The sequence below is a fragment of the Streptomyces sp. MBT53 genome, assembly GCF_016654115.1.
In the GTDB taxonomy this organism is placed as follows: Bacteria; Actinomycetota; Actinomycetes; order Streptomycetales; family Streptomycetaceae; genus Streptomyces.
In genome coordinates, this window is sequence record NZ_JAEQAZ010000460.1 from 1 (window position 1) to 947 (window position 947).

Annotated in this window: 2 protein-coding genes; both read right to left on the reverse strand. The window is 71.8% G+C overall.

Features of this window, described 5'->3' with window-relative positions; all coding sequences use genetic code 11:
* Window positions 1-150 precede the first annotated feature (150 nt).
* On the reverse strand, window positions 151-501 hold the full coding sequence (locus tag JHN45_RS52200; protein WP_026179323.1) for a metallopeptidase family protein: 351 nt from the start codon (window positions 499-501) through the stop codon (window positions 151-153).
* A 4-nt stretch (window positions 502-505) separates the two neighbouring features.
* Window positions 506-947: LLM class flavin-dependent oxidoreductase (locus JHN45_RS52205; RefSeq protein ID WP_201056545.1), on the reverse strand; the 442-nt coding region annotated here is incomplete at its 5' end.

Genomic DNA, 947 nt, shown 5'->3' on the forward strand with positions numbered 1-947 from the left:
GGGCGAGGCGGGGGCGGCGGGCGCGGTAGCGGTGGGTCAGGGCGCGCTGGGCCCGGCGGAGGTGGTTCAGGGCTGCGACGGGGACGCTGGCCATTGGTCCCGTATGCCCAGGAGTGGGCGCGTGTATGCGGGGCGGGCCGGAGGAGTGGGTCAACCCCAGCCGAGTTCGTGGAGGCGTTCGTCGTCGATGCCGAAGTGGTGGGCGACTTCGTGGACGACGGTGACGGCGACCTCGTGGACGACGTCCTCGGTGGTCGCGCAGTAGCGCAGGGTCGGGCCCATGTAGATCGAGATCCGGTCGGGGAGGACCCCGGCGTACCACTCGCCGCGTTCGGTGAGGGGGGTGCCTTCGTAGAGGCCGAGGAGTTCGGGGTCGGACGGGTCGGGTTCGTCCTCGACGAAGACGGCCACGTTGTCCATGACCCGCGTCAGTTCGGGCGGGATACGGTCCAGGGCCTCGCTCACCAGCTCTTCGAACGCCTCGCGTGTCATTTCCAGCACACGCCTATTGTCCGGGACGAACGCGGGTTCGGGGCGGTGACGGGGTCGTCAGGTCCGGGATCAGTGCGGCGACGCGTTCCATCTGCTCGCGCTGGGCGCGCAGGTTCAGGGCGGCGGGGCGGGTGATCAGGTGCCGGGCGCCCGCGGTGACGTACCGGCTGAGGCGTTGGGCCACCTGCTCCGCGGTGCCCGCGACGACGGCCTGGATCTTCTCCAGTTCGGCGAGGGGCATGCCGTAGGTGGCCCGGGCGTAGTCGTCGAGTGCGGCTCGGGCGGTCCGGGGGTCGTCGTCTATTCGTACGGTGACGAAGAGCGCCGGGGTGATGGCCTCGGGCGTACGGCCCGCCGCGGTGGCCGCCTGGTGGATGTCGTGCAGGCCGGTCCTGTAGTCGGCGGGGTCGGGCGGGTAGGGGAGCCAGCCGTCGTAGAGGCGGCCGGTGCGGGCC